Here is a 22429-nt window from a genome sequence, read left to right on the forward strand (position 1 = left end):
CGCGTCATTCGGTCGATTGCACCGCAGGCCCGTCGGTAGTCGCACCTATCTCCTCGATCAGTCCTTTGATCAGCTCAGCGGCCTGGTCCGCGTCCTGCGCCATCGTCTCGAATCGGCCGACGGCGAACCGGCTGCTCATCCGTTCCTCGAGCGCGCCGGCCATCTGACGGCTCAAGGCCGACTTCTCCGACAGCGACCGCAGTGCCATCCACAGCGCGCTCTCCAACGCCGCCGACTGCTCCTCCAGCAGGCTCTCCGGCGACCATGCGTGGCCGACCCGGCACCGGTAGCGCGGAATCGGCTCACCGCTCACCTCATACAGCGCACCGCCGCAGGCGGGGCAGCCGTAGGTGGCCGGCGAACCCAGCTCGCTCGCCCCGTCCGGGACGGAACTCGACACGTCCACCTCGGCATCCAGCAGCGGATCCTGCCCTGGCACGAAGGGCGGCGCCGGTTGGCGTACCACCTCGCCGAGCAGGGGCCCGATCTTGCCGATCGGCAGCACATGATCCACTTCACACGCATTCATCGCCGCACGCGGCATCGCCGGGTACGCGGCGTCGGCCGGGTCCTGGACCACGGTGATCCCGCCGAGCTGCGAAACGACGGCCAACCCCGACGCGCCGTCGTCTCGCGTACCGGAGAGGACGACGCCGACGACACGCGGGCCGAAACTTCGCGCCGCGGACCGGAAGAGCGGGTCGATCGCGGGCCGGTGACCGTTCTCCGAAGGGCCTCGCGAGAGCCGGATGCGATTATCCAGAATGAGCAGATGCCGATCGACGACCGCGACGTAGACACGACCGTGCCGCAGCATCTCCCCATCCACCGCGGGCCGGACCGGCAGACTGCAGGCGCGGGCGAGAATCGACGCGAGCGCGCTCGGCGCCGACCGGGGCACGTGCAGCACGATCAGGACGGCCGCGGGCAGATCGCCGGGCAATCCGGCGACGAGCGCCCTCAGGGCCTCGACCCCGCCGGCCGACGCCCCGACGACCACCACGTCGCGATGCGCCACACTTCAAACTCTAGGGCTTGGTCACCCGATACGCGATCCGTGACACCGGTTCTGACAGATGCGATTCGCCGGCGCCTGAGATGGGTACGGCAGAGCGCCCATCGCTGAAACTCCCGGATTTCCAGGACTTCCGGAAAAACGGACATTGTACGCGTCGGGGACCGACAACGGAGGCTGGGACGATGGAGGCGGATAGTGACGCCGAGCGATTTCGAGGCGTGGTCCGTCACTGAACCGGGCGGCGAGGTGACCGTGTTCCTTCGGGGCGAGCTGGACCTGCCCGCCGGCGGACGGGCGAGGCAGGCGTTGCTGAGCGCGATCACCCGGGACGGCGGCCACCTGACCGTGGACGTCTCCCAGCTCTCCTTCATCGACGCGGCCGGCGTACGCGGCCTGATGACCGCTCAGCTCGCGGCGGAGGCCGCCGGGCAGCCGATGCGCGTCGTCGGCGCCCAGGGCATCGTCGCGACCGTGCTACGTCTGCTGCACTTCATCGACGCCGAGGATTCCCCACTGCCGGCGCAGCCGTCAGCCGGCCGGCGCGTGGTTTAGCCGGGTGGGTGGATGACTTCGTCCACCCGGCGCCGATAGTCGGGATCGGTGCGGTAGACGAGCAGCATCGCCCGGATCCGCGCGGCGGCGGCGACGCCGTCGGACATGCCGAACTGCTTGAGCGCCAGGTCCTCGTCCTCGCTCAGGCCGACCGTCAGCCGCTCGGATCGCTTCGCGCCGGTCGCCGAACCGTTGGCCGAGCCGTTGGTTGCGGACGACCGGACCGGCGCCGTCGAATGGCCTGGACTGGTCGCCGCCACCGCGAAGCCTCGCAGGTAATCGCGACCATGCCGGGTGGACAGCGCCCGGAGGACGGCCTTCAGCAGGCCGGCCGAATCGGCGGCGCGCTGATGCCACCGTCGGCCGTCCTCAGTGCCGAGCCACGCACGGGCCATGCGGGCTCCGGCTTCGAAGTCGTCGCCGGCCGACCGGCCGGGCTGTCCATCGGAGCCGCGTCGAGGCGGCGACGCCGAATTCCTGGGGGTCGTCATGCCCAGGTGCGCTACCCCTAGCTGATCTTCTCAAAACCTCCTGACCGACCTGTTCGGACTTCGTCGGCCGAACAGGTGTCGCCGATCGGGTACGTGGGTAGCGGAAATCCACAACGAAGCCGAAAGTGTCTCTGTGATGACCCGTGTCCGCATTGGAATCGTCCACCATGGTCAGACCGTCGCCCAGGTGCGCGTACATGGTGCGATGACGCTTGCCACCGTGCCTCAGCTGCGGCTGGCGATCCGCAAATGTGTGGCCGAGGCCCCCCGCTTGATCATCCTGGACCTGGCGGAGGTGACCGAGGCCGATACCGCGGGCCTGCTGGCGCTGCCGGCGCTTCAGCGCTACTGCTGTGACCTGGAGTATCCGATTCCGCTGCTGATTCAAGCCCCGCCGGAGTCGCCGGCGGCTCAGCTGATTCAACGCCACCTGCATGTACGGGCCACGCTCTGCGCGGAGATCGGCCCCGCCGCGACGATCCGGCTGCTCCCGGTCGCGCCCGTGCCCGAGGCCCGGCTGACCATCTGGGCGACCCCGCCGATGGCGGCTCGCGTCCATCGGTTCGCCAGCCGGACCTGCTGGAGCTGGCTGATGCCGTGGATGGCCAACCGGGTGCAGCTGGTCGCCGCGGAGCTGACCGCCAACGCCGTCGCCCACGGGGCCGGTCCGCGTACGCTGCTGGTCACGCTGCGACCGGACATCCTGCGGGTCGTCGTCAGCGACGCGAGCCGGAGCATTCCGCACGCGGTCCTGAGTGAGGAGCCCGACGTCGAGCATGGGCTCGGTGTCGTCGACCTGGTAGCCGAGCGATGGGGAACCGTCCTGTCCGGACCGGGCAAAGAGGTGTGGGCCGACATCCGGCTGGCCCGGATCACCTGACGAGCCGGCCCGGATCGACTTCGGAGCGGCGTCCCCGGGGTCCCGGCCGGACCCCGGGGGTCTGCCGTCAGGCGGCGGCGGTCTCGGGCACCGGCGGGATGGCCTCGGCGATGCCGGGCAGAAGCGCGTCGGTGACCGTGATCCGCTTCGGAAGCAGGCCGTTGGCGTACAGCAGGTCGGCGGCGCGCTGCTGCTCGAGGACGAAGTCCTCGCTGACCGGCAGTACGCCGAACGGCCGGTGGCGCAGGGCGTACTCCCACTCGTCCAGGTCGCCTCCGCCGTCGGCGGCGAACAGCTCGGCCGCCTCGCGCGGGTTGTCACGGATCCACGTGTCCGATTCCTGGAGGGCGGCCACGATGACGGCCAGCTCCTCGGCGCGGTCGACGGCGAAGTCGCGGCGGGTGAACCACAGCGACCGGTGACTGAACAGGCCGTCGGTCGGAATCAGCTCGCGTACGCCGATCTGCTGCTCGACCCGGGTCAGCGACGGGTAGGAGCCGGTCCAGGCGTCGATCTCGCCGTCGAGGAACAACTGGGCGCCGTCGTTGCCGTTGAGGTCCACCGGGGTGACGTCGGACCAGGTCAGGCCGACCTTGTCGAGAGCGAACAACGCCAGCGTCGTCTGCCAGGAGCCGTGGCCGATCCCGATGCGCTTGCCCCGCAGGTCTTCCAACGACGTGATCGGCGAGTCCTCGCGTACCACGAACTTGCTGTTCTCCACGCGCGGTCCGGAGACGCCGACGTAGACGATGTCGTGACCGTGGGCCTGGGCGGTGATCGGCGGGGTGAACCCGGTGCCGATGAAGTCGTACGAGCCGTCGAACAGGCCGTCGCCGTGGCTGGTGGGCAGCCCGGCGGTGACGTCGGGGCGCGGGCCCGGCGGGAGGGTACGGATGTCGATCCACTCGACGTCGGGAATGGTGCGCTCGACGATGCCGCGGTGGCGCAGCACCCAGAGCGAGTTGTTGTGCGGGAAGTAGCCGATGCGCAGAGCCATGAGGCGTCCTCTCGAAAGTCAGGTCAGGTCAGGGAATGGTGATGTCGTGGTCGCGGGCCAGCAGGGGCAGGACGTTCTCGCCGATCCGGTGCGCCTCCTCCAGATGCGGCACGCCGGCGAGGATGAACGCGTCGACGCCGAGGCCGATCAGCTCATCGAGGCGCTGTGCGACCTGGTGATAGCTGCCGACGAGGCCGAAGACCGGGCCGCCGCGCAGCAGGTGGAAACCGCCCCACACGTTGGGCGCGACCTCCAGGCCGCGGTAGCCCTTGCTCGGGTCGCCGGTGAAGCCCCGGCTGCGGGCCGCGCCCACCGAGTCGCCGCCGCCTTCGAAGGCGCGCAGTGCCTCCGGACCCAGATTCTCGAAGCCGCGCCGGATCTCGTCCCAGGCCTGTTCCTCGGTCGGACGGGCCAGCACGTCGAGGCGTACGGCGAAGCGGGGGGTGCGGCCCAGCGCCGCGGCGTCCGTCCGGACCTGGGCGAACTTGGCGGCGAGCGCGTCGAACGGTTCCAGCCAGGACAGGTAGTAGTCGGCATGCCGTCCGGCCGCCTCGATCGCGGCGGGCGAGGAGCCCGAGAAGTAGATCTCGGGAAACGGCTGTCCGGCCAGGTCCTTCGGCAGGCCCGCTCCCTCGACCCGGTAGAACCGGCCCTCGTAGGAGAAGTCCCCTGCCCACACTCCCTTGAGGACGTCGAGGAACTCCGACGTCCGCGCGTACCGGTCGTCGTGGGACACCTTGTCGCCCCACCACAGCTGCGCGGGTCCACCGCCGCCGGAGATGACGTTGTAGACGATGCGCCCGCCGGTCGCGGCCTGCAGGCTCGCGGTCAGTCGCGCGGCCTGCACCGGGTGCAGGAATCCCGGCTGGTACGCGACCATGAACCGGTACGTGCGGCTCTGCTGAGCCAGCGAGGCGGCCAGCGCCCAGGGGTCGTCGGTGCCGGGGAACGACGGCAGCAGACCGCCGACGAAGCCGGCCGCCTCGGACGCCCGGACGACGTCGGCCACGTGGTCGGCGTAGCTGTATCCGTCCGGTACGCCATCGCGTAGTCCCGGGGCGAGCTGACCGGGCACTGGCACGTCGACGAACCCTCCCCGGCTTTGTGTACGCCGTCGCAGGGACGGCTGGTCGCCATGCGTGCCGACCCGCCAGTAGATGTCGATCGACATGGTCAGACTCCTTCCAGCACAGGGTTTTCCAGCAACGGGCGCAGGTGCTCGCCGACGCGATAGGTCTCCTCGATGCGCGGCCGGGCGTCGAACACCACGGTGGACACGCCTTGGGCGGCGTACGCCCGCAGCAGGTCGGCCGCCTCCGCGTAGGTTCCGGCGAAGTCGACCTCGTCACGGAAGGGCGCGTCGGCCAGTTCGGCGGCGTCCTCGCGCAGCAGCACCGACAGCTGTACGCCGAGCTGGACGGTGCGCCCGTGGGCTGTGGCCAGCTCGGTCAGCTGCGCGGCTGCGGCCAGCGTCGGCGGGGCGAAGATGTGCACGTCGCCGTGCCGCGCCGACAGGTCGAGGGCGGCCGGAGACGCCCCGGTCAGCTGCACCTGAGGGAACGGCACGAGGCTCAGCGGGGCCGCGAATCCGCCGTCGAGGACGTCGAAGAACTTGCCCTCGAAAGTGAACTCGCCTTTGACACCACCCGGGCCGGACGCCTTGCCGCCACCCCACACACCACGGGCGATCTGCAGGAACTCGGCTGCCCGCAGGTAGCGGTCGTCGCCGACGGTGAAGTCACCGTGCGCTCGGGCGACGGCCGGGTCGAGGTCGACGGCGAGCCGCCAGGCGAACCGAGCGCCCGAGAAGCGTTGCAGCGACGCCGCCACCTTGGCGGCGTACACCGGGGTGCTGACGCCGGGGTGGAACTCCGCCGCCACTCGCAGCCAGCGGGTGTCCCGCAGCGCGGCGGCGGCGACGCTCCAGCTCTCCAGCCCGTCCGGGTCGAACGGCACGACCGCGCCGGACAGCGTGCCCAGTTCGGCCGCGCGGACCACTTCCCGCAGGTGCCCGAAGCCGTGGCGTACGCCCTCGGCCCGGGTCGGCAGGAGGACCTGAATATCCAGTGTGGTCACGCCGCCACCTCCCGATGGGCGGCTTCGAGAACCTCAGGCGCGGCCCAGGCGTACACGTCGACCTCACCGGCCAGGAATCCGTGCAGGGCGAGGAAGCGCTGCTGCCGGTCGAGCAGGTCGAGCCGGTCGGCGTCCAGCGTCGGATGCAGCGTCCGGTGGAACCCCGACCGGTACGCGGTGAGGACGCCGTCGGCCCCGGACCGGGTCTCCCGGGCGAGGATGGTCCGCAGCTCGTCGAGGTGCCCGGCGGCCCAGTCGGCGGCCCGCAGCGTCTGCACGAGGAACCGGACGACCAACTCCGGCCGCTCCGCCAGGAGTCGTTCGTGGACGGTGATGGGCCGTGGCGTGCCGTTGTTGACCCGGTACCGCCGGTCGGGGTGCTCGTCCAGGTCGACCGCCACGCGCAGGCCCAGCCGGGCGGCGTCCTCGGCCTGCTTGGCGCCCTTGACGTAGACGGCGTCGATCGCACCGTCGGCAACGGCCTGCAGCCCGGGCCACAGCCCTCCCCCGGTCCGGTCGCGGCCGATCTCCGTCGAGAGGCTGGGCACGGTGACGGGGCGTACGTCGTCGAGGGTCAGCCCGGCGAGGCTGAGCGCACCCTTGAAGCCGTGCAACGCCATCGCGCGGGGGAAGCTCTGTCCCCGGGTCGCGCCCCAGCCGGGGAGGGCGACGGTGGCTCCGGCCAGGCCGGCCGGGCCGGTGATCGGCGAGTCCGCCCGGACGAGGACGCTCTGCCACTCGTCGATCCAGGTCAGCCCGATGAGCCTGGTCGCGGCGCCCTCGGACTTCGCCGCGAGCGCGGGCACGTTGCCGCCTTCGCGGAACAGCCCGAGCAGCTGGTGGTCGTAGTGGTGGCGGGCCAACTCCGGCCCGGCGTCCTGCAGCACGCCCACGTCGAGCCCGGCCGTGCCGAACTCCTCGGCCAGCCAGCCCAGGTTGAGGGCCAGGCCGCTGGCGGTCGGCACCGGGCACCGGGTGTACCAAACTTTGTCCACAGTAGATTCCAGAACGGCGGTCATGGGTCAGACCCCTTTCAACGACGGGATGCCTAGCTCGGCGAGGAAGAATCGGCGGTACTCGACGAACCGCGGGTCGGTGCGGTCGCGCGAACCGGGGAGGTCGATGGGCTGGTCGGCGGCGAGCTTCCCGTCGCGCAGCACGGCGACCCGCTCGGCGAGCCGCACGGCCTCCTCGACGTCGTGCGTCACGAGGACGACTGCCGGCCGATGCCGGGTGACGAGGTCGCCGACGAGGTCCTGGGTCTGCAACCGGGTCAGCGCGTCGAGCGCGGCGAACGGCTCGTCCAGCAACAACAGTTGGGGGCGGCGGACGAGGGCTCGGGCCAGCGCGACGCGCTGGGCCTCGCCGCCCGACAGGGTCACCGGCCAGCGCCGGGCGGCGTCGGGCAGCCCGACCTCGGCCAGCGCCGACCGTCCGGCTTCCTCGGCGCTGCGCGGCTGGCCGATCGTGACGTTGGCGAGCACCCGCCGAGCCGAGACGAGGCGCGGCTCCTGGAACACGGTGGTACGCCGCTCGGGCACGAGCACCTCGCCGGAGTCGGGTACCTCCAGCCCGGCCAGGATGCGGAGCAGAGTCGTCTTGCCGGTGCCGCTCGGGCCGAGCAGCGCCAGGAACTCCCCCGCTTTCAGGTCGAGGTCGATCGCGTCCAGCACGGTCTTGGTCCCGAACCGCTTGGTCAGACCACGAAGCTGGACGGCGGGTGGGCGTACGGCGTCGGTCATCGGGCCTCCTGATGCCGCCGCCAGGGCATAGCCAGCCGTTCCAGGCCGCGTACGCCGAGGTCGATGGCGATGCCGAGGACGGCGTACAGCAGGATGCACAGCACCATGTAGTCGTTGCGGTAGTACTGCTGCGCCAGCGTCACCAGGTATCCGATGCCGGCAGTGGCCCCGACCTGCTCGGCGGCGATCAACCCGACGAGGCTGACCGACAGGCTGATCCGCAGCGCCATCAGGATGTTGGGCAGCGCGGTCGGCAGGATCACCCCGGCGACCAGGCGTACGCCGGACAGCCCGAACGTGCGGGCGGCCTCGACGAGCTTGCGGTCGACGCCACGCACCCCGAGATACGTGTACGCGTACATCGGGCTGGCCGTCGCCACCGCGATCAGCACCACCTTGAACAGCTCGTCGACGCCGAACCAGGAGATGAACAGCGGCACCAGAGCGAGGAACGGCACCGCCCGCTTCATCTGCATCACCGGGTCGGCCAGCCGTTCGCCGATCGCCGACAGCCCGGTCCACAGTCCGAGCAGCAGCCCGGCCAGGGTTCCGATGAGGACGCCGGGGGCCGCCCGGCCGAAGGAGGCGAGCAGGTACTCGGCGAGCTGACCGGTCGACGCCAGCTCGCGCAGCGCCCGCACGACCGCGCCCGGCCCCGCGAGCACCTCCTCGGAGATCAGGTCGCGGCTGGTCGCGTACCACCAGAGGAGCAGCAGGAGTCCCGGGACCGCGAGCCGGGCCGCCAGCGAGACCACCCGCCGGGGCCGCCGCGCACCCAGGAACCGGGGTGTGACCAGCGGCGACGTGACCGCGGTGGCGACCGGCGGATCGATGACGGCGGTCATGACAGCACGAGGAAGACGTCGGCCGGCGCGACCTTGTCCTTGACCACGCCGTAGCGGGCGAACAGGTCGGACACCGAGGTGACCGCGGCCCCGTCGGCGTCGGTGACCAGGCGCGGAACCTGCGCGTAGCGCGTCTTCTCGATCTCCAGCCTCAGCCGGTCGCCGGTGACCGCGGTGGGGCCTTGCTGGAGGAAGACGTTCTGGAACTTCTCGGGCTCCTGCTTGGCCTGCTGGGTCAGCTCACGGAGCACGTCGAGATAGACCTTGACCGCCTCCGGGTGCTGCTGGAGCAGTTCCAGCCGCGCGGCCACGATGGACAGATCCTGGTCGGGCAGGTCGCGGCCGTGCACGAGCACGCGCGCGCCCTTCGCCACGACCTGCGGGTACGCGTTGACGATGGCCCACCAGGCGTCCACCTTGCCGGTCGCGAACGCCGACGCCGCCTGGTCGAGTCCGAGGTAGACGCGTTCGACCTGGTCCACCGGGATGTTCGCCTGCTGGAGGGCGAGCAGCAGGAGGTATTCGCCGCGGCCGCCCTTGTTGACGGCGACCCGCTTGCCGACGAGGTCGGCCACGGACTTGATCGGGCTGTCGGCCGCGACGACGAGACCGTCGGTCTGCGGCGCGGCGGCGTCGGTTACCGGGTCGGTGACGGCGAAGACGCGGATGTCCTTGCTGTTGGCGAGGTAGCCGAGCACCGGCGAGATCGCCCCGGCCAGCACGTTCACCGAGCCGGCATGCACGGCGTCTGCGGTCGCCGTGAACGAGGCGTAGGAGCCGCCCCATTCGACCTTCGCATTCACGGCGGCCAGCCGCTTTTCCAGGATTCCCTCGCGTTTGGCGTACGCGAGGGGTCCGGCGTTACCCGGGTCCTGCAACTTCAGCACCGCACCACCGGGGTCGCCGGTGGCGGCGTCCGCATCGGAGCCGCAGGCGCTCAGCCCGACGGCCGCGGCGGACAAGAGGGCGGTCGTGGCCGCGATCAGCAGCCTTCGGGGCACGCGCATGACGAGGAACTCCTTGCGACAGGACGATCACGTGAACCGTGATCACGTAATTCCTATCGTTCCCATGGGAATTATGGGATACAAGGCCGATCCCAAGGGCCAGGATGACCGGATTGTGAACGCCCCACCGATCGCGCGGCGTAGCCTGCTGGCGGGGGAATCGAGCATGAAGACAATCCTGGAACGATGGGGACAGTCAGCGGCACGACGGCATTGGCTGGTGATCGTGCTGTGGCTTGTCGCCGTGGTGGGCCTGCTCCTCGGCCGGCAGTTCTTCGGCGGGGAACTCGCCGACGACTACACGGTGCCGGGCTCGTCCTCCGCGCAGGGCGCGGACCTGCTTACCAAGGAGTTCCCGCAGGCGGGCGGCTACAGCGGGCAGCTCGTCTTCCAAGCGCCGGCCGGTAAACAGGTGTCGGCGTCCTCCTCGGCGGTGAACCAAGCCGTGGGCAACGCCGCCAAACTGCCGCACGTCCTCACCGCCACGAGCCCGTTCGCCGCCGCCAACAGTCCACTGGTGAGCAAGAACGGGCAGATCGCGTACGCGACGATCGCCTTCGACGTGGTGCCCGGCAGTCTCGATCACTCCTACCTCGACCAGCTGGACGCGGCCCTCGCGCCCGCGCGGGCGGCCGGGTTGACCGTGGAATACGGCGGCGGGGCCGGGCAGATCGACGACGCCACCGACGACCGCAGCTCCGAGGCGGTCGGGCTGGCGCTCGCCCTGGTCCTGCTGCTGATCATGTTCCTGTCGCTGGCCGCCGCGGTGATCCCGCTGGTGTCGGCGATTGTGGGCGTCCTCGTCGGGTTGTCGATCCTGGCCCTGCTCGCCAACCTCTTCACCCTGCCGACCACCGCTCCGACGGTGGCCACCCTGCTGGGCCTCGGGGTGGCCATCGACTACGCGCTGTTCATGGTGGCCCGCCATCGCGAGGGCGTCGACGCCCGTCAGCCGATTCTCCAGGCCATCGGCCGGGCGGCGGCCACCTCCGGCGCGGCCGTCGTGGTCGCGGGCAGCACCGTCGTGGTGGCGATCCTCGGCCTCTACCTGTCCGGCGTGCCGTTCGTCGGCGCCCTCGGCGGCTCCTCGGCGATCATGGTCGTGGTCGCGATGTGCGCCGCGCTGACCCTCGTCCCCGCGCTGCTCGGCCTGGTGAAACGGGCGGTCCGGGCCTGGGGCCGGCGCGACGAGTCAGCGGCCGCCCCCGATCACGAGCACGGCCTGTTCGCCCGATGGGGCCGGGCGGTCAGCCGCCACCCCTGGCCGTACGCGGCCGGAGCGACGCTGCTACTCCTGGTGTTCGCCCTCCCACTGCTGAAGATCGAGTTCGGTCAGGTCGACGCCGGGGCCAACCCCACGTCGCAGACCTCGCGCCGGGCGTACGACCTGTTGTCGGAAGGATTCGGGCCGGGCGCCAACGGACCGATCACGGTCGTCGTCGCCGTTCCACAGGGACAGTCCAGTAGTGACACCCAGTCGATGATGAACAGCCTCAGCCAGTCCCTGTCGAAGACCGAGGGCGTCGCCTCGGTGTCGCCCGCGAACGTCAACCCGGCCAACACGGTGGCGGTCATGAACGCCACCCCCACCACCGCGCCCCAGGACGACGCGACGACCGACACGGTCCGGCGGATCCGCGACGACGTGCTGCCGACGGTCGCGGCGACCACCTATCTCACCGGCACCGCCCAGGCGGTCGACTTCACCGACCGCATCGTCCAGCGGCTGCCGCTGATCATCGGCGCGGTGGTGCTGCTGGCCCTGATCCTGCTGACCATGGCGTTCCGGTCGCTCGCCATCGGGATCAAGGCGGCGGTCATGAACCTGCTGTCGGTGGCGGCGTCCTACGGCGTACTCGTGGCGGTGTTCCAATGGGGCTGGGGCTCGTCGTTCATCGGCCTCGACGAGAAGGTGCCCATCCCGGCGTTCGTGCCGATGTTCATGTTCGCGGTCATCTTCGGGCTGTCCATGGACTACGAGGTGTTCCTGCTGTCCCGGGTGCATGAGGCATACGGCCAGACCGGCGACGCGCGCCGCAGCGTCGCGATCGGCATCGGCGCTACCGCAAGGGTCATCACCACCGCCGCCGCGGTGATGATCGTCGTGTTCGCCAGTTTCGTGCTGAACGACCAGCCCATCGTGAAGATGTTGGCGGTCGGCCTGGCGTTCTCGGTGCTCATCGACGCCTCGGTGGTACGCATGATCCTGGTGCCGGCGGTGATGTCGTTGCTGGGCGACCGTGCGTGGTGGATACCGCGGTGGCTGGACCGGATTCTCCCGCGGATCAGCCTGGAGGACTGATTCTGCCGCGCCGATTCAGGAAGCGGCCTGCGGGTTGGAGGCGCAGCCGGTGCCGGTTTCCGGCCAGCCAGATCAGGCCTGACACCGCGACGACGGCGGCGCTCCACCAGCCGAACAACGCGGCCTGTCCCGGCAGGAACGCCGACGGCGTGAACGTGGCCAGCGGCAGCCCGAGCAGATCGCCGAGCCGGCCGAGGACCGAGACCTCCGGATGCAGCTCCCAATTCCAGCGCAGCAGCTTGTCGACGTCGCTCAGCAGGCCGAGCAGCAGCCCAAAGCCGGCCAGCAGGATGGCAGCCGCGACGGCGAGCCAGTGGCTCAGCTGTCGCAGAGCGACCGCGACGAAGATCGACAGCAGCGGCGTGACGGCGACGAGATACCGAGCCGGTGGGCCGAAGCCGGCCCACCAGGTGACGAAGGTGCACACCGAGACCGCGTACGGCACGACCACGGCCGCCACGATCAGACTGGTACGCCGCAGGCCGCCGCCCAGCGCCAGGAGCACTCCCCCGCCGACCAGGAACATGAGCGGAAAGTTGGGCAGCAGCCCGTAGTTCCGGTCCAGGAGCGCGTCGAGCACACCGGTCAGCGGCGAGATCTGGAAGATGCCGTTGCCGGAGGCCGCGTTCGCCGGAGCCGGGTTCGCCGTGCCCCACACGACGAGGTTGTAGAGGGCGTACCCGCCGACCAGGAGAACGCTCGGGACGGTCAGCGCGGCGATCGCCCGGCGGTCACGGAACCGGCTGCGCTGCCAGATCCGCCCGGCCAGGAGCAGCATGACGGGCACGATCAGCAGCAGGAATCGGCCGTGCACCCAGACGAGCGCACCCATGGCTGCGGCGACCGCCGCGACCCGGGCGGCCGTCAGCTCGGCGCGGAGCAGGCCGCGTACGGCGAACACCACCGCGAGGGCGGCGATCGGCTCGATGAACAGCATCGAGGAATACGTGTAGAGCGGTGTCCCGACGGCGAACAGCCCGGCCACGCCGACCGCGTACGCGCGGGCGAAGCCCAGCTCCGACAGCAGCCAGTAGATGTTGAGCACCGTCAGGGTCGACACCAGCACCATGAACAGGTAGACCCCGGCGACGCCCCCTAGCAGGTAGAACGGATGCCACAACAGCGGCCCGCCGAATCCGTGCAGCGGCAGCGGCTGGCCGTCCGGTCCCGGCACGAGATGCGGCTCGATCGGCTGCGGATGGATCGCCAGATAGTCGCCGTTCGCGTACGCGTGGGCCGGGTTGAGGCTGTGGTATTTCCGCAGCGCGACGTTGAACATCAGGTAGTGCGGCTCGTCCCCGCTGCGCATCGGGTTGACGTAGCGCAGCCGGGCGGCCAGCCCGAACACTCCCATCGCCAGGACCGCGAGCAGGCCGGTCCAGCTCCGGGGCGACCAGGTCGGCGACGCGAGCTCGACCGTCGCCGCCTTCTGCGGCTCCTGAGAAGCTTCGATGGTCTTTGTCGCAAATGCCACCTTTACACCGTAGGCCACGACTGCGGCGTACCCCGGCATCCGACACCCGCTGCCTTGGACCGCGGATGCCGGACGCCGGGTACGCGAGGCTTACTTGAGGTACGCGGCCAGGGGTATCTGCTGGTTCCGCAGCGCCGAGGCGACGACACCGGCGATCTGCTTGGCTCCGGCCGCCTCGAAGTGGGTGTGGTCGTCACAGAAGAAGGCGCCGACCGGACCCGAGGTGTAGTCGCCGTTGTTCGGGCAGAACGCGAGCGTGTTGTACAACGTGTAGCTCAGCCGGTGCAGGTCGATGACCGGTACGCCGTTCGCGCTGCCGGCCGCGTTCGTCTCGGTGAGGAATCCGCGATTGCCTACAGCAGTGCTGCCCGAGCAGGTGATCGCGGCGACCGGGGTCAGGAAGACGGGATGGGCTCCTCGCGCCTTGGCCGCGCTGGCCATGACGCCGAGCAGTTGCTGGTACCGCGCGGAGCCGACGTGCCGGGGACAGGTGCTCGTCCCGTCGTTGATGCCGAACTGGATGAGCAGATAGTCGCCGGACTTCATGCCGGTCGTGGCGTCCAGCATGGCCTGCCAGCGGGTGGAGTAGGTCGCCGGGCTGATGACGCATTCGCCGGACGAGTCCGTCGTCGTGGTGACGTTCGGGTCGTAGAGCCAGGTCTGGATGCTGCGGCCCGCGACGCGTTGTTCTTCACCGTGACGCTGCCGGTGAAGTACTGGGCGAACTGGTGCCGGTGTGGTTCGAGTCGATGGTTCCGGTGCAGACAGCGGGGGGCGTCTCGGCTTCGTATCGGGTCACCGCAGCGGTGGCGTGGGTCGTCACGACCACCGTGAGGCCGATCGTCGCCATCGCGGTGCTCGCCGACAGGATCGCAGCGCGGAATCGGGTGGAAGACATGCGGGCTCCTACGCACGAGAGGGTTGACCGTGAGCGCGCCGGTTCGCCCGGACCGGCGCGCCCACGGCGGCGGTCAGCGGACGTAGATGGTGGGTGCGGGTGGGGTGCTCATGCCGTCGCCGAGGAAGTACGACGGATGCGGCGGCTGGTTGTAGGCGGTGTTCTGCCACGCCAACGCGACCCGATATTGGGCGTCGTGCAACAGCGTGTACAGCCGCCGGTCGGTCGGGGTCGGCGTGGCATAGATCCGCAACGCGCTGCTGTCACTGGTGCGCCACACCACCTCTTCGCGCCAGTCGCCGAACAGATCACCCGACAGCGCGGGGGTGGCTTTGGTGCCGTTGTTGGCCGCCACGTTCGCCCCGGTCAACAGCCGGGTGTCGGCCGACGTGCCGTACTTGTCGATATGCGTGGCATCCAGCAGTTCGCGGACCGGGTCGCCGTCCCACCAGACCAGAAAGTTCGTCGACCCCGGCTTACGGCCGATCTCGGCCCCGGTCGCCCCGTTACGCAACCCCGACGGCGACGACGACCACGCCTCCGCACCCGGCGAACCAGCCCACACATCACCGGCGACCGCACGACCGTTGTCACACCCACACGTCGGGTTCGACCAGATGATCTGCCCCGTACGCGCATCACCCATCCACGCCGCGACCTCACTGGTCGTCTCCGACGGTTTGAACACCTCCAACCCCGGCCGCGACGGGATCAGATCCCCCACATGGTAGGCATCCCCATGATGGGTGCCGTTGGTCCACAACCCCACCCCGTTGTCATCCACCGCCATCGACCCATACAAAACCTCGTCCCGCCCATCGGAGTCGACGTCGGCGATCGACAGCTGATGGTTGCCGCGGCCGGTCCACGTCGATCCCGACACGTTCGAATCGAACAACCACCGCTGCGTCAGACTGCCGTTACGGAAATCCCACGCCGCAACCACACTGCGCGTGTAGTAGCCACGGGCCATCACCAGACTCGGCTGCCTGCCATCCAGATACGCGACCCCGGCCAGGAACCGGTCCACCCGATTCCCATACGAATCCCCCCACGAGGACACCGTGCCGCGGGGCACCACATAGTTCGCCGTCGCCCGCACCGCACCATTCGGACCCGCGAACACTGTGAGGTACTCCGGCCCGGACAGGACGTAGCCGGAACTGTTGCGATAGTCCGCCGAACTCGACCCGATCACCTGCCCGGTGCCCGACACGGTCCCGTCGGCGGTCTTCATCGCCACCTCGGCCCGCCCGTCACCGTCCAGGTCATACACCTGGAACTGGGTGTAATGCGCACCCGCGCGAATGTTGCGCCCCAGATCGATGCGCCACAACCGGGTCCCGTCCAGCTTGTATCCGTCGACATATACGTTGCCGGTATAGCCGGACTGCGAGTTGTCCTTCGCATTCGACGGATCCCACTTCACCACGAAATCCAGAACCCCGTCACCGTCGAGGTCACCCACACTGGCGTCGTTGGCCGAATACGTGTACGCCACCCCATCCGGCGTCGTGCCCCCGGCCGGAATCTGCAACGGCACATCCCGATACCCGTTGGCGAACGTGATCCCCGCCGCCGACACCGCCTGCTCCACGCCGCCGACGACGGCGCGGACCGTGTACACCGCATCCGCGGCCGCACCCGCGTCCAGATAATTCGTCAACGCCCCCGAGAACACTCTCGTGCCACCCCGGTACAGGTTGAACGTCACCGACGCCGGATCCGTACCCAGCAACCGCCAACTCACCATGTTTCCCGAACCCGAATGCACACTGGTCACACCCCGGTTCAGCTTCTCCATCTGCCGCCCCTGCTCCACCGGCGGCGTACCGCCGGCTTCGACGTCGAGGTAGTCGATGTTGGCCAGGCCGTCGGCGGAGGTCGGGGTCAACCGGATCGTGTTGCTACCGACGACGAGCGAGACGGACAGCGTCTTGGTCGCCCAGGTGTCCCAGTTCGCGGTGGCGTCGAAGGTCATCGCCGACTGCACGACCGCGCCGTTGACGAGCACGTCGGTCGGCCGTGTCGCGGTGGTGCCGTTGGCGTACCCGATGGTGATCGTCGCCGCCCCGGCCGCCGAGGCCGTCACGGTGAACTGAGCGGCGGCCCCGACGGCGTTCGTGCCGTTGCAGAAGCCGCTGCCGGAGTAGCCGGTGTGGTTCGAGTCGATCGTGCCGTCACAGGTGGACGGCGAGGTCTCTGCTTCGTAGCGGGTCCCCGCCGCGGATGCCGCGGTGACCGTGGTCGTCAGCGCGCCGACCGTCGCCACCGCACAGGCGGTCAGCAACGCGACGCGGCGTTTCGGTGATTGCATGAGGATCTCCCTGAGGTAGATCGCGAGCACAGCGGACTTGAAACGTTAAATGGCTGAATCAAGCGCGGATCATCGCCGTGACCTGGAAAAGTTCCAGGACCGGTGGAGTACGAGCGGGCTCAGCGATCAGCGCGAGGCACGACGGCCGGGTTTGCGCCGGCGACTGGGGTTCGATTCATCCGTGGACTCCTTGTGGGATGGGAGCGGGCCGGACCAGTGGGCGCTGGTTGTTCCGGCTCGGGGACGGCGAGGACGGCACAGGCGATAGACAACCGTGACTGCCACGCCTGGGCTGAAGCTAAAACGTTTCAAGTGAGGCGTCAAGGCTTTCCGCGGTTCCTGGCACATCTCCAGGCCCCACACCGTCCACCCACGAGGCGACAAGCTCACACCACGACGTTGTCGATCTGGAGGGTCTGCACCGACCCGGCCGGGAACGCCAGCGTGACCGTCTTGCCGCTCAGCCGCGTGTCGCTGCGCGCGGCGTAGCGGTCGCCGCCGGACGGCACCGTCGTCCACCGCGGGACCAGGCCGCCGCTGCCACCGCCGACCTGGCTGAACGCGGACAGGTCGAAGGTGAGGTTCTGCGCGGCGCCGGTGTTGACCGCCACCACCACCAACCGCCGGGCCGCCGAGTCGTACGCCGCGGCGGCGTACCCGACGCCGGTGTTCAGGATCCGCATGCCCGGAAGTGGGAATGTATCAATGCGCTAGCAACCTGAGCCACAACCGGCGTAGCCCGCGTGGATATGGGAGGATTTGCTGGGTTACCACCCGATGATGTTGGAGGAACCCATGGCAGAGCTGCTCGTCGACTTCATCACCTCGCTCGACGGCTACGGCGCCGCCGAAGGCTGGCCCGGCCTGTGGGGCATGGGCGGCCCCGAGTACTTCGCCTGGCTGGGCGACCAACCCGAGGCGGACTACACCGTCCTGATGGGCGCGAACACCTATCGCGCCATGTCCGGGCTGGCCGCCGAGGGCGAGGAGGGCACCGAGTCCCTCGCGAGCATGCCGACGGTCGTGTTCTCCCGGTCGCTGACGGCCCCGTTGTCCTGGCCCAACAGCAGCCTCGTGGCCGAGGACGCCGTCGAGGCCGTACGCGGCATGAAGGACAGCGGGACCTCGATGCGGACGATCGGCAGCCTCGCGCTGTGCCGTTCCCTGCTGAAGGCGGGTCTGGTGGACCGTTTCCGGGTCGTCGTCTTCCCGGTGATCAACGGCAGCACCGGCCAGGAGCGGATCTACGACGGGTACCCCGACGTCCGGCTCGACCTGCTGACGAGCCGCACGTTCGACGGCCGCCTCCAGCTCCTCGAGTACGCGCCCACGGTCCTCACTGGACCGCCCGGCGAGCAGGCCGACACCGATCCGCCCGGGGAGCCGGGCGATGCCGTACCGGCCGGCGCGTAAGCCGTAGGGTGACGATCATGCAGTACACACGACTGGGCACCACCGGCATGTCGGTATCCCGGATCTGCCTCGGCATGATGAGCTTCGGCGACCAGGTGAAACGAGCCTGGACGCTCAACCAGGAGCAGGCCGAGCCGCTCGTCCGCCAGGCGGTCGAGGCGGGCGTCACGTTCTTCGACACCGCGGACGTCTACTCCGACGGAGTGAGCGAGCAGATCACCGGCCGGCTGCTCGGCAAGCTGTTCGAACGCCGCGAGGACTACGTCCTGGCGACCAAGGTCTACTCGCCGATGGGCAGCGGCCTGAACGACCGGGGCCTGTCCCGCAAGCACATCCTGGCCGGCATCGACGCCTCGCTGCGCCGGCTCGGCACCGACTACGTCGACCTCTACCAGATCCACCGCTGGGACGACGAGACGCCGATCGAGGAGACCATGCAGGCCCTCCACGACGTCGTCCGGGCCGGCAAGGCCCGCTACATCGGAGCGTCCAGCATGTACGCCTGGCAGTTCGCCAAGGCCCAGCACACCGCCGAACGTCTCGGCCTGACGAGGTTCGTCTCCATGCAGAACCATTACAACCTGGTGTACCGCGAGGAGGAGCGGGAGATGAACCCGCTCTGCGCCGATCAGGGCGTCGGGCTGGTGCCGTGGAGCCCGCTCGCGCGCGGTCTGCTCGCCGGGAACCGGGAACGGGGCGGCCAGACGTTGACGGTACGCGCCGCCAACGACGCGTTCGCCGAAAGCCTGTACGACGACAACGACTTCGACGTGGTGGACGCCGTCCGGGCGGTGGCCGGGGCGCGCGGCGTACCGGCGGCGCAGGTCGCGCTGGCCTGGCTGCTCGGCAAACCTGTGGTCAGCGCGCCGATCGTCGGGGCGACCAAGCCAGGCCACGTGACGGACGCGGTGGCCGCGGTGGATTTGCGGCTCACGACGGACGAGGTGGCGCAGTTGGAGGCGCCGTACCGGCCGCACGCCATCCTCGGCCACAACTGATCGCCGACCGGCGCGATCCAGCCGACGCCTGCCCCCACCGGGCTCGTAAAGGGAAGGCGTCGCCGAAGATCACCGGGCAGAATGTCGGCCGTGATCAGCGCCAGTTCGCTCCGCCAGTCCGTCGACAAGCTCTCCTACCCGCAACGCGTACGCCTGCTGGCCCAGCACGCTCGCCGGACGGCGGGTACGCCGGAGTTGGCGGCGGTGGTGGCCGAGCTGAGCGCCGGCGACAGTTTCAGCCGGGAGATGGCGGTGCTGCTCGCCGGGGTGGCGCAGGACGGGGTGGCCCTGCGTCCCTTCCGCACCGATCCCGACGGCGTCATCCGGGCGCGGGCGACGAAGCTGTGGCTGCTCAGCGGAGCCGCCGGGCACTCGGCGGTGCGGGAGTTGCTCGACGACGCCCCGCTGGCGACGCGGCAGGTGGTCTACGGCCTGCTGCGGCGTAAGCGCAGCCGGGTTCGGCTGCCCGGCTTGGCCGACGCGATCGTCGACGGCGTACGCGCCCGGTTCGGCGACGACGAGGCCAGCCGTCTACTGCCCGCCTGTACGCCGGAGACGGTGGCCCGGCTTCTCCCCGAGATCGGCCCGCGCAGCACGTGGTACGCGACCGTCACGGCGCATCCGTTGCCGGCGCTGGCCGAGGCCCGGCGGCAGCTCGCCGACCTCCCCGAGGCGCAGCGCAAGAGCTGGTGGAACTGGCCCGGCGGGGGCATCCTCAGCGCGTCGGCGACGCAGCCGGAGGCCGTGCTCGACCTGCTGGCCGAGTACGCCCCGGCGGCCGCCCTGCCCGGGGGCGGCATCGATCACGTCCGGCTCGCCAAGGCGTACCCGGAGCGGTTCCTGGCGCTGATGCTGGAGCCGCGGCGCGCCAACTGGTTGCGTCGCGCCACGCTGCCGCGGCCGCTGCTGTCGGCGTTCCGGCGATTGCCCGACGATCAGCTCATCCAGCTCGCGGTACGCCTGCGGGAGGCCGGTCGGCTGCCGGAACTGCTGGCCCGGCTGGCCCCGAGTCGCCGTGGCGCGATCTTCGACGGCGCGTACGCCGGTGTCGACCGGACCCAGCTGATGCTGACCGACGTCCACCTGGAGGTGCTGCCCTGGCAGCGGCGGGTCACCGAGGCGCGGCGCATGCTGGCACTGGAGCGTACTCAGACGACAGTGCTCCGGGTTCGGCTGACCGGGTTCCTGCCCTGGGCCGAAGCCGAACCGAAACTGCTGGCGGCGGCCCGCTCGCCGGTCGCCGACGAGCGCGCGTACGCGTACGAGCATCTCGCGTGGTGTGCGGCCAGGTCGGCGGACCCGGGGGTCGTCACCCAGTTGGTCCAGCATCTGCTGCGGCTGCGCAACGAACAGGACCCGGTCCGGTCGCGCGCCCTCGCGGCGTTCGCGGCCGTCGCACCGCGGTTGATCGAACCGGCCACGATCGACGACTTGACGACCGTCTTCGGTGACGCGCTGGCCGCCCGCGACGCGTCGGCGACCACCCGCTCCGCGATTCAGCAGGTCGCCCTCGGGGTGCTGGTGACGCACGCCGCCGACGCCACGCTGAGCCAAGCCGCGCTGTTGTGGCTGGAGGCGTTGTTCGGCGACGATCGGCTGCCCTACCTCGGCCGGTTGGAGCTGCGGCGCGGGCAGGAGCACCAGGCGTTCGCGGCCGTGCGCGAGTGGATCGACAGCGGTGTGCGTCGCAACAAGTACGCGCTGCTACTCGCTTTCACGACGGCGCTCGGGCGTCGTGCGTACAACCTGGTTGATCTGCAGGCGATGCTGCGCGAGACGATCCGCGTGGCCCGGCCGTCCACTGTGGTGCGGAGCGCGATCGAGCTGTGGCTGGACGATCCCGCGCATCGCGACACACGGGTCGAGGAGGTGCTGCGCGCGGATCTGTCGGCGATCGCGGTGCCGACGGTGTGGTCGATCGTGCAGGGCCGGCGCACCGACCTGCTGGACCTGGTGCTGGGCAAGAAGGCGCCGGCGGGCGCGTTCATCGCGAAGGGCGCGCGATGGGTGCCCGGCTACGCGAGCCACGTGCGGCGCTGGCTGCCGCGGCACCGCGCCCGGTGGGTCGAGCTGTTGAGCGGCATCGTGGCCGACGCCGGCGCGACCGTCAGCGCCCGCTGCTCGGCGATCTGGTCTGCGGCGCGTGTGCCGGACCTCGGCTGGGCGGTCGCCGAGCGCTGGCACGACTCCCCCAACGTCGCGCTCGCCGAGGCCGCGCTCGGCGCGCTGCCGTGGACCGACCGGCCGGCCGAGGCGCTGCCGCTCCTGCTCGCGCACACCGGCGACGATCGCGCGCGGGTCGCCGTCTACGCCCTGCGCCGCGCCGCGCGGTTCGTCACGCCCAGCGCGCTCGGCGAAGTGGTCACGACCGCGCTCGCCGGTCCGCTCAAGGTGACCAGCCGCAAGGAGATCACGCGCCTCGCCGCCGACTTCTCGGTGCCCCAGGCCGGCACCATCTTGTACGCCGAGTGGAGCCGGCCGGACGCGCATCGTGACGTGCGGGCCGCCCTCATCGGGGTGGCGCGCCTTCGCCTGGAGCAGCCGTCCTCGTGGCTGATCCTCACCGAGGCGGCCGAGTCCGGCGAGTACGCCGCAGTGGTGGCGCTCGGCGCCGCCTACCCGATGCTGCTGCCCGACCACGCCCGTACGCGCTACGCCGCGCTGATCCTGGCGGGCTGCCGCAGCTCCGACGAGAAGGCGGCCGACCACGCGTGGGCCCGCGTGCCGACGTGGGCGGCTTGGGCCGACGGTCTCGACGCCACGATCATGGCGGGCCTGACCGACCTGTCCCCGACCGGCCCCGGCCCGGCCGCCATCGCCACGCTCGTCACGTTGCTGCGTACGGGGGCCGGACAATCCACTGCCGACAGTGTCCTGCGCCGGCTCGTCGAACTGGCGGTGGCGGACCCGGACGACGATCCGCAGCGCGACCGCGTACCACTGCGACGCGCCCAGTCGACGCTGTCCGCGATCGCGACCGCCGTCCGCACCGACGACACCGGCTTCGACCGCGACGCTCTGGCCGGCCTCGCCCGATACGCCGCGACCCACGATCCGCTGCTGGTCGACGCCGTGTCGCTGCTCGTCCAGGTCACCGGCGAACACGACGTCGCCGAGATCTGCGACCGCCTGGCCGACCGGCCGGTGGCTGCGGCCGCCGTCGCCGATCTCGTCCGGGCGGCCGGCGTACGCCGAGAGTGGACCCGCGAAGTCGCGCCGCGTCTCGCCGAAAGCCTGCGGCAGCGGGGCGACCTCGCCGGTGGCCTGACCGCCGTCGCGCTGTCCCGGCTCGGCGACACGGTCGGATTCGCCGAGCCGTACCGGGAGCTGGTCCGCAGTCTGCGCTCCCATCCGGTCGCCGACGTCCGGGACGCCGCGTACGCGATCCGCCTCAGCGACCACGTGTGATGATCAACGCG

General features: G+C 70.4%; 20 protein-coding genes. 6 read left to right on the forward strand and 14 right to left on the reverse strand.

Going from position 1 to position 22429, the window contains the following annotated elements:
- Positions 1-4 precede the first annotated feature (4 nt).
- Positions 5-1018 carry a chemotaxis protein CheB gene (locus HDA40_RS07760; RefSeq protein ID WP_253753424.1) on the reverse strand — a complete coding sequence of 338 codons (1014 nt, stop codon included), beginning with the start codon at positions 1016-1018 and terminating at the stop codon, positions 5-7.
- Between the two features lie 195 nt (positions 1019-1213).
- On the opposite strand from HDA40_RS07760, the gene HDA40_RS07765 reads away from it, so the two are divergent.
- Positions 1214-1570, forward strand: coding sequence for an STAS domain-containing protein (locus HDA40_RS07765; protein ID WP_253753426.1), 357 nt, complete (start codon positions 1214-1216; stop codon positions 1568-1570).
- Here the strand turns inward: HDA40_RS07765 and HDA40_RS07770 are convergent.
- Positions 1567-2061, reverse strand: coding sequence for a hypothetical protein (locus HDA40_RS07770; RefSeq protein WP_253753428.1), 495 nt, complete (start codon positions 2059-2061; stop codon positions 1567-1569). The genes HDA40_RS07765 and HDA40_RS07770 overlap by 4 nt on opposite strands.
- A gap of 136 nt (positions 2062-2197) precedes the next feature.
- Between HDA40_RS07770 and HDA40_RS07775 the strand changes: the two genes are divergently transcribed.
- Positions 2198-2941 carry an STAS domain-containing protein gene (locus HDA40_RS07775; protein ID WP_253753430.1) on the forward strand — a complete coding sequence of 248 codons (744 nt, stop codon included), beginning with the start codon at positions 2198-2200 and terminating at the stop codon, positions 2939-2941.
- 67 nt (positions 2942-3008) lie between these two features.
- Here HDA40_RS07775 and HDA40_RS07780 read toward each other — a convergent pair whose 3' ends face one another.
- Genes HDA40_RS07780 through HDA40_RS07810 form a run of 7 tightly spaced genes read right to left on the reverse strand, consistent with a single transcriptional unit; the run spans position 3009 to position 9608 of the window.
- The gene (locus HDA40_RS07780; protein WP_253753432.1) at positions 3009-3938 is read right to left on the reverse strand and encodes an ABC transporter substrate-binding protein; all 930 of its coding nucleotides are present in this window, start codon (positions 3936-3938) and stop codon (positions 3009-3011) included.
- A 28-nt stretch (positions 3939-3966) separates the two neighbouring features.
- Complete coding sequence (locus tag HDA40_RS07785; RefSeq protein WP_253753434.1) at positions 3967-5109, reverse strand: LLM class flavin-dependent oxidoreductase; 1143 nt, start codon at positions 5107-5109, stop codon at positions 3967-3969.
- Between the two features lie 2 nt (positions 5110-5111).
- Complete coding sequence (locus HDA40_RS07790; protein WP_253753436.1) at positions 5112-6014, reverse strand: LLM class flavin-dependent oxidoreductase; 903 nt, start codon at positions 6012-6014, stop codon at positions 5112-5114.
- On the reverse strand, positions 6011-7033 hold the full coding sequence (locus HDA40_RS07795) for an ABC transporter substrate-binding protein (RefSeq protein ID WP_253753438.1): 1023 nt from the start codon (positions 7031-7033) through the stop codon (positions 6011-6013). The genes HDA40_RS07790 and HDA40_RS07795 overlap by 4 nt, the downstream gene beginning before the upstream one ends.
- Positions 7034-7036: 3 nt before the next feature.
- Positions 7037-7756, reverse strand: coding sequence for an ABC transporter ATP-binding protein (locus HDA40_RS07800; protein ID WP_253753440.1), 720 nt, complete (start codon positions 7754-7756; stop codon positions 7037-7039).
- Complete coding sequence (locus tag HDA40_RS07805; protein WP_253753442.1) at positions 7753-8601, reverse strand: ABC transporter permease; 849 nt, start codon at positions 8599-8601, stop codon at positions 7753-7755. The genes HDA40_RS07800 and HDA40_RS07805 overlap by 4 nt, the downstream gene beginning before the upstream one ends.
- Positions 8598-9608 carry an ABC transporter substrate-binding protein gene (locus HDA40_RS07810; protein ID WP_253753444.1) on the reverse strand — a complete coding sequence of 337 codons (1011 nt, stop codon included), beginning with the start codon at positions 9606-9608 and terminating at the stop codon, positions 8598-8600. The genes HDA40_RS07805 and HDA40_RS07810 overlap by 4 nt, the downstream gene beginning before the upstream one ends.
- A 166-nt stretch (positions 9609-9774) precedes the next feature.
- Here HDA40_RS07810 and HDA40_RS07815 point away from each other — a divergent pair, with 166 nt between their 5' ends.
- The gene (locus tag HDA40_RS07815) at positions 9775-11910 is read left to right on the forward strand and encodes an MMPL family transporter (protein ID WP_253753446.1); all 2136 of its coding nucleotides are present in this window, start codon (positions 9775-9777) and stop codon (positions 11908-11910) included.
- On the opposite strand, the gene HDA40_RS07820 is transcribed toward HDA40_RS07815, so the two are convergent.
- The 5 genes from HDA40_RS07820 to HDA40_RS07840 form a co-directional block, all read right to left on the reverse strand.
- On the reverse strand, positions 11894-13384 hold the full coding sequence (locus HDA40_RS07820) for a phospholipid carrier-dependent glycosyltransferase (protein ID WP_253753449.1): 1491 nt from the start codon (positions 13382-13384) through the stop codon (positions 11894-11896). The two genes, HDA40_RS07815 and HDA40_RS07820, sit on opposite strands and share 17 nt — an antisense overlap.
- A gap of 90 nt (positions 13385-13474) precedes the next feature.
- Positions 13475-13951 carry an SGNH/GDSL hydrolase family protein gene (locus HDA40_RS07825; protein WP_253753451.1) on the reverse strand — a complete coding sequence of 159 codons (477 nt, stop codon included), beginning with the start codon at positions 13949-13951 and terminating at the stop codon, positions 13475-13477.
- A 124-nt stretch (positions 13952-14075) separates the two neighbouring features.
- Positions 14076-14282: a hypothetical protein gene (locus HDA40_RS07830; protein WP_253753453.1), complete on the reverse strand. Its 207-nt coding sequence runs from the start codon at positions 14280-14282 to the stop codon at positions 14076-14078.
- Between the two features lie 73 nt (positions 14283-14355).
- Positions 14356-16599 carry a rhamnogalacturonan lyase family protein gene (locus HDA40_RS07835; RefSeq protein ID WP_253753455.1) on the reverse strand — a complete coding sequence of 748 codons (2244 nt, stop codon included), beginning with the start codon at positions 16597-16599 and terminating at the stop codon, positions 14356-14358.
- Positions 16600-16985: 386 nt separating this feature from the next.
- Positions 16986-17282: a hypothetical protein gene (locus HDA40_RS07840; protein ID WP_253753457.1), complete on the reverse strand. Its 297-nt coding sequence runs from the start codon at positions 17280-17282 to the stop codon at positions 16986-16988.
- A 112-nt stretch (positions 17283-17394) separates the two neighbouring features.
- Between HDA40_RS07840 and HDA40_RS07845 the strand changes: the two genes are divergently transcribed.
- From HDA40_RS07845 to HDA40_RS07855, 3 genes are all read left to right on the forward strand, one after another.
- Positions 17395-18012, forward strand: a complete 618-nt coding sequence (locus HDA40_RS07845; protein WP_253753459.1) for a dihydrofolate reductase family protein — start codon at positions 17395-17397, stop codon at positions 18010-18012.
- A gap of 17 nt (positions 18013-18029) precedes the next feature.
- Positions 18030-19010 carry an aldo/keto reductase gene (locus HDA40_RS07850; protein WP_253753460.1) on the forward strand — a complete coding sequence of 327 codons (981 nt, stop codon included), beginning with the start codon at positions 18030-18032 and terminating at the stop codon, positions 19008-19010.
- Positions 19011-19100: 90 nt separating this feature from the next.
- Positions 19101-22418, forward strand: coding sequence for a hypothetical protein (locus tag HDA40_RS07855; RefSeq protein ID WP_253753461.1), 3318 nt, complete (start codon positions 19101-19103; stop codon positions 22416-22418).
- The last annotated feature ends 11 nt before the right edge of the window (positions 22419-22429 follow it).

The sequence above is a fragment of the Hamadaea flava genome, from assembly GCF_024172085.1.
Lineage (GTDB): Bacteria > Actinomycetota > Actinomycetes > Mycobacteriales > Micromonosporaceae > Hamadaea > Hamadaea flava.

What these genes read in the sequence shown, in the direction of transcription:
- HDA40_RS07770 (WP_253753428.1), bottom strand. Translation starts at nt 2,061, where the DNA reads ATGACGACCCCCAGGAATTCGGCGTCGCCGCCTCGACGCGGCTCCGAT.
- HDA40_RS07775 (WP_253753430.1), top strand. Translation starts at nt 2,198, where the DNA reads ATGACCCGTGTCCGCATTGGAATCGTCCACCATGGTCAGACCGTCGCC.
- HDA40_RS07780 (WP_253753432.1), bottom strand. Translation starts at nt 3,938, where the DNA reads ATGGCTCTGCGCATCGGCTACTTCCCGCACAACAACTCGCTCTGGGTG.
- HDA40_RS07785 (WP_253753434.1), bottom strand. Translation starts at nt 5,109, where the DNA reads ATGTCGATCGACATCTACTGGCGGGTCGGCACGCATGGCGACCAGCCG.
- HDA40_RS07795 (WP_253753438.1), bottom strand. Translation starts at nt 7,033, where the DNA reads ATGACCGCCGTTCTGGAATCTACTGTGGACAAAGTTTGGTACACCCGG.
- HDA40_RS07800 (WP_253753440.1), bottom strand. Translation starts at nt 7,756, where the DNA reads ATGACCGACGCCGTACGCCCACCCGCCGTCCAGCTTCGTGGTCTGACC.
- HDA40_RS07805 (WP_253753442.1), bottom strand. Translation starts at nt 8,601, where the DNA reads ATGACCGCCGTCATCGATCCGCCGGTCGCCACCGCGGTCACGTCGCCG.
- HDA40_RS07810 (WP_253753444.1), bottom strand. Translation starts at nt 9,608, where the DNA reads ATGCGCGTGCCCCGAAGGCTGCTGATCGCGGCCACGACCGCCCTCTTG.
- HDA40_RS07815 (WP_253753446.1), top strand. Translation starts at nt 9,775, where the DNA reads ATGAAGACAATCCTGGAACGATGGGGACAGTCAGCGGCACGACGGCAT.
- HDA40_RS07825 (WP_253753451.1), bottom strand. Translation starts at nt 13,951, where the DNA reads ATGCTGGACGCCACGACCGGCATGAAGTCCGGCGACTATCTGCTCATC.
- HDA40_RS07830 (WP_253753453.1), bottom strand. Translation starts at nt 14,282, where the DNA reads ATGTCTTCCACCCGATTCCGCGCTGCGATCCTGTCGGCGAGCACCGCG.
- HDA40_RS07835 (WP_253753455.1), bottom strand. Translation starts at nt 16,599, where the DNA reads ATGCAATCACCGAAACGCCGCGTCGCGTTGCTGACCGCCTGTGCGGTG.
- HDA40_RS07840 (WP_253753457.1), bottom strand. Translation starts at nt 17,282, where the DNA reads ATGCGGATCCTGAACACCGGCGTCGGGTACGCCGCCGCGGCGTACGAC.
- HDA40_RS07845 (WP_253753459.1), top strand. Translation starts at nt 17,395, where the DNA reads ATGGCAGAGCTGCTCGTCGACTTCATCACCTCGCTCGACGGCTACGGC.
- HDA40_RS07850 (WP_253753460.1), top strand. Translation starts at nt 18,030, where the DNA reads ATGCAGTACACACGACTGGGCACCACCGGCATGTCGGTATCCCGGATC.